Consider the following 5,315-nt stretch of genomic DNA (forward strand, 5'->3'; position numbering starts at 1 on the left):
GGGATTATTCCTCCTGGTTGTGCCGCTCTTTGTGGTCTGTCTTTTTGAGGCATTCACGGAGAGTTTGATCCTGGCTCAGGACGAACGCTGGCGGCGTGCTTAACACATGCAAGTCGAACGATGAAGCCTCTTCGGGGGTGGATTAGTGGCGAACGGGTGAGTAACACGTGGGCAATCTGCCTTGCACTTCGGGACAAGCCCTGGAAACGGGGTCTAATACCGGATGGGACTGCCGGCCGCATGGTCTGGTGGTGGAAAGCTTCGGCGGTGCAGGATGAGCCCGCGGCCTATCAGCTTGTTGGTGGGGTGATGGCCTACCAAGGCTGCGACGGGTAGCCGGCCTGAGAGGGCGACCGGCCACACTGGGACTGAGACACGGCCCAGACTCCTACGGGAGGCAGCAGTGGGGAATATTGCACAATGGGCGGAAGCCTGATGCAGCGACGCCGCGTGAGGGATGACGGCCTTCGGGTTGTAAACCTCTTTCAGCAGGGAAGAAGCCTTAAAACAGTGACGGTACCTGCAGAAGAAGCACCGGCTAACTACGTGCCAGCAGCCGCGGTAATACGTAGGGTGCGAGCGTTGTCCGGAATTATTGGGCGTAAAGAGCTCGTAGGCGGCTTGTCGCGTCGGATGTGAAAGCCCGGGGCTTAACCCTGGGTCTGCATTCGATACGGGCAGGCTGGAGTTCGGTAGGGGAGATCGGAATTCCTGGTGTAGCGGTGAAATGCGCAGATATCAGGAGGAACACCGGTGGCGAAGGCGGATCTCTGGGCCGATACTGACGCTGAGGAGCGAAAGCATGGGGAGCGAACAGGATTAGATACCCTGGTAGTCCATGCCGTAAACGTTGGGCACTAGGTGTGGGCGACATTCCACGTTGTCCGTGCCGCAGCTAACGCATTAAGTGCCCCGCCTGGGGAGTACGGCCGCAAGGCTAAAACTCAAAGGAATTGACGGGGGCCCGCACAAGCGGCGGAGCATGTGGCTTAATTCGACGCAACGCGAAGAACCTTACCAAGGCTTGACATACACCAGATCGCCGCAGAGATGTGGTTTCCCTTGTGGCTGGTGTACAGGTGGTGCATGGCTGTCGTCAGCTCGTGTCGTGAGATGTTGGGTTAAGTCCCGCAACGAGCGCAACCCTTGTCTCGTGTTGCCAGCAGGCCCTTGTGGTGCTGGGGACTCACGGGAGACTGCCGGGGTCAACTCGGAGGAAGGTGGGGACGACGTCAAGTCATCATGCCCCTTATGTCTTGGGCTGCACACGTGCTACAATGGCCGGTACAATGAGTGGCGATGCCGTGAGGTGGAGCGAATCTCAAAAAGCCGGTCTCAGTTCGGATTGGGGTCTGCAACTCGACCCCATGAAGTCGGAGTCGCTAGTAATCGCAGATCAGCATTGCTGCGGTGAATACGTTCCCGGGCCTTGTACACACCGCCCGTCACGTCACGAAAGTCGGTAACACCCGAAGCCGGTGGCCCAACCCCTTGTGGGAGGGAGCCGTCGAAGGTGGGACTGGCGATTGGGACGAAGTCGTAACAAGGTAGCCGTACCGGAAGGTGCGGCTGGATCACCTCCTTTCTAAGGAGCATCTTCAGTTCTCACTCTCCGCCGTCATGGTGGGGTGGGGTCTGCAGAGGCCAGTACACCGGCGCACGTCCGGTGCTGGTTGCTCATGGGTGGAACGTTGACTATTCGGTCTGCTGGTGCGGGCCTGTCCTGAGTACTGTCTGCGGCGCTTCGGCGTGGTGGTCGTGGAACGGGCGGGTGCGTGGTGGCGGGCCGGGCGCGCTGTTGGGTGTCTGAGAGTGCGGCCGTTGGTTTCGTGCTTTCGGTGCCGGTCCCGGTGAACCTCACGTCACGTCTTGTGGTGTGGGGGTGGTGGGTGGCTGGTTGTTGTTTGAGAACTGGACAGTGGACGCGAGCATCTGTGGCCAAGTTTTTAAGGGCGCACGGTGGATGCCTTGGCACCAGGAACCGATGAAGGACGTGGGAGGCCGCGATAGGCCCCGGGGAGTTGTCAACCGAGCTGTGATCCGGGGGTGTCCGAATGGGGAAACCCGGCAGTCGTCATGGGCTGTCACCCGCATCTGAATGTATAGGGTGTGTGGAGGGAACGCGGGGAAGTGAAACATCTCAGTACCCGTAGGAAGAGAAAACAATATGTGATTCCGGGAGTAGTGGCGAGCGAAACTGGATGAGGCTAAACCGTATGTGTGTGAGACCCGGCAGGGGTTGCATGTACGGGGTTGTGGGATCTCTCTTTTCATGGTCTGCCGGCTGTGAGGCGAGTGAGAAACCGTTGATGTAGGCGAAGGGTATGCGAAAGGCCCGGCGTAGAGGGTAAGACCCCCGTAGCTGAAATGTCAGCGGCTTGTTGGAGAGACACCCGAGTAGCATGGGGCCCGAGAAATCCTGTGTGAATCTGGCGGGACCACCCGTTAAGCCTAAATATTCCCTGGTGACCGATAGCGGATAGTACCGTGAGGGAATGGTGAAAAGTACCGCGGGAGCGGAGTGAAAGAGTACCTGAAACCGTGTGCCTACAAGCCGTGGGAGCGTCGCCGTATGTGCTTGCACATGCGGTCGTGACTGCGTGCCTTTTGAAGAATGAGCCTGCGAGTTTGCGGCATGTTGCGAGGTTAACCCGTGTGGGGGAGCCGTAGCGAAAGCGAGTCCGAAGAGGGCGATCTGAGTAGCGTGTTCAAGACCCGAAGCGGAGTGATCTAGCCATGGGCAGGGTGAAGCGGAGGTAAGACTTCGTGGAGGCCCGAACCCACCAGGGTTGAAAACCTGGGGGATGACCTGTGGTTAGGGGTGAAAGGCCAATCAAACTCCGTGATAGCTGGTTCTCCCCGAAATGCATTTAGGTGCAGCGTCGTGTGTTTCTTGCCGGAGGTAGAGCACTGGATAGGCGATGGGCCCTACCGGGTTACTGACCTTAGCCAAACTCCGAATGCCGGTAAGTGAGAGCGCGGCAGTGAGACTGTGGGGGATAAGCTCCATGGTCGAGAGGGAAACAGCCCAGAGCATCGACTAAGGCCCCTAAGCGTGTGCTAAGTGGGAAAGGATGTGGAGTCGCAGAGACAACCAGGAGGTTGGCTTAGAAGCAGCCATCCTTGAAAGAGTGCGTAATAGCTCACTGGTCAAGTGATTCCGCGCCGACAATGTAGCGGGGCTCAAGCACACCGCCGACGTCGTGTCACTCACACAAGAGCTCTAACGGGTGTGTGGGTGGGTAGGGGAGCGTCGTGTGCCGGGTGAAGCAGCACCGGAAGGTAGTTGTGGACGGTATGCGAGTGAGAATGCAGGCATGAGTAGCGATACATACGTGAGAAACGTGTGCGCCGATTGACTAAGGGTTCCTGGGTCAAGCTGATCTGCCCAGGGTAAGTCGGGTCCTAAGGCGAGGCCGACAGGCGTAGTCGATGGATAACCGGTTGATATTCCGGTACCCGTGGCAGTGCGCCAGCGCTGAATCAGGTGATGCTAAGCCCGTGAAGCCCCCAGTGGCGCCCTTCGGGGTGGTGCTGGTGTGGTGGAGCCGGCGGACCGAGCTTGTAGTAGGTGAGTGATGGGGTGACGCAGGAAGGTAGTCCAGCCCGGGCGGTGGTTGTCCCGGGGTAAGGGTGTAGGGCGTCATGTAGGTAAATCCGCATGACTTGGGCCTGAGACCTGATGCCGAGCCGATTGTGGTGAAGTGGATGATCCTATGCTGTCGAGAAAAGCCTCTAGCGAGTGCTGTTGCGGCCCGTACCCTAAACCGACTCAGGTGGTCTGGTAGAGAATACCGAGGCGTTCGGGTGAACTATGGTTAAGGAACTCGGCAAAATGCCCCCGTAACTTCGGGAGAAGGGGGGCCACGGCCGGTGAACCCACGTGCTGGGGGAGCTGGTGGTGGCCGCAGAGACCAGCGAGAAGCGACTGTTTACTAAAAACACAGGTCCGTGCGAAGCCGTAAGGCGATGTATACGGACTGACGCCTGCCCGGTGCTGGAACGTTAAGGGGACCGGTTAGTCACATTTCGGTGTGGCGAAGCTGAGAACTTAAGCGCCAGTAAACGGCGGTGGTAACTATAACCATCCTAAGGTAGCGAAATTCCTTGTCGGGTAAGTTCCGACCTGCACGAATGGCGTAACGACTTCTTGACTGTCTCAACCATAGGCCCGGTGAAATTGCACTACGAGTAAAGATGCTCGTTTCGCGCAGCAGGACGGAAAGACCCCGGGACCTTTACTATAGCTTGATATTGGTGTTCGGTTCGGTTTGTGTAGGATAGGTGGGAGACTGTGATGCTCGAGCGCCAGCTCGGGTGGAGTCGTTGTTGAAATACCACTCTGATCGTGCTGGATGTCTAACCCGGGTCCGTGATCCGGATCGGGGACAGTGTCTGGTGGGTAGTTTAACTGGGGCGGTTGCCTCCTAAAGTGTAACGGAGGCGCCCAAAGGTTCCCTCAGCCTGGTTGGTCATCAGGTGGTGAGTGTAAGTGCACAAGGGAGCTTGACTGTGAGACTGACGGGTCGAGCAGGGACGAAAGTCGGGACTAGTGATCCGGCGGTGGCTTGTGGAAGCGCCGTCGCTCAACGGATAAAAGGTACCCCGGGGATAACAGGCTGATCTTCCCCAAGAGTCCATATCGACGGGATGGTTTGGCACCTCGATGTCGGCTCGTCGCATCCTGGGGCTGGAGTCGGTCCCAAGGGTTGGGCTGTTCGCCCATTAAAGCGGTACGCGAGCTGGGTTTAGAACGTCGTGAGACAGTTCGGTCCCTATCCGCTGCGCGCGTAGGAGTCTTGAGAAGGGCTGTCCCTAGTACGAGAGGACCGGGACGGACGGACCTCTGGTGTGCCAGTTGTTCTGCCAAGAGCATGGCTGGTTGGCTACGTTCGGGAGGGATAACCGCTGAAAGCATCTAAGCGGGAAGCCTGCTTCGAGATGAGGACTCCCACCCCCCTGGTGGGGTTAAGGCTCCCGGGAGATGACCGGGTTGATAGGCCGGATATGGAAGACCCGTGAGGGTTGGAGTTGACCGGTACTAATAAGCCGAGGGCTTGACCATCGTTGCTACGCGTCCACTGTCTGGTATCTGAAACAACAACCACACGGCACGTAGCTGGTTGTGCAGATTCAAGTGAAGAGTGCGCTGACACACATGAGTTTCCCCCGCAGTGGTTGGGTGGGGGTTTGTGTTTCGGTGGTCATAGCGTGAGGGAAACGCCCGGTTACTTTCCGAACCCGGAAGCTAAGCCTTACTGCGCCGATGGTACTGCATGCGGGAGCGTGTGGGAGAGTAGGACACCGCCGAACTA

3 rRNA genes are annotated in these 5,315 nt (G+C 58.2%); all 3 read left to right on the forward strand.

What is annotated here, in order from left to right:
* The first annotated feature begins 52 nt into the window (after positions 1-52).
* The 3 genes from HCC61_RS29965 to rrf all read left to right on the forward strand — a co-directional run bounded on the left by HCC61_RS29965 (position 53) and on the right by rrf (position 5,313).
* Positions 53-1,585 (forward strand): 16S ribosomal RNA (locus tag HCC61_RS29965).
* Between the two features lie 351 nt (positions 1,586-1,936).
* A 23S ribosomal RNA gene (locus tag HCC61_RS29970) occupies positions 1,937-5,065 on the forward strand.
* Between the two features lie 131 nt (positions 5,066-5,196).
* Positions 5,197-5,313: ribosomal RNA gene (gene rrf / locus HCC61_RS29975) — 5S ribosomal RNA — on the forward strand.
* The 16S, 23S and 5S rRNA genes sit together here, the layout of an rRNA operon.
* Positions 5,314-5,315 lie beyond the last annotated feature (2 nt).

It is taken from the genome of Streptomyces sp. HNM0575 (assembly GCF_012726265.1).
In the GTDB taxonomy this organism is placed as follows: domain Bacteria; phylum Actinomycetota; class Actinomycetes; order Streptomycetales; family Streptomycetaceae; genus Streptomyces.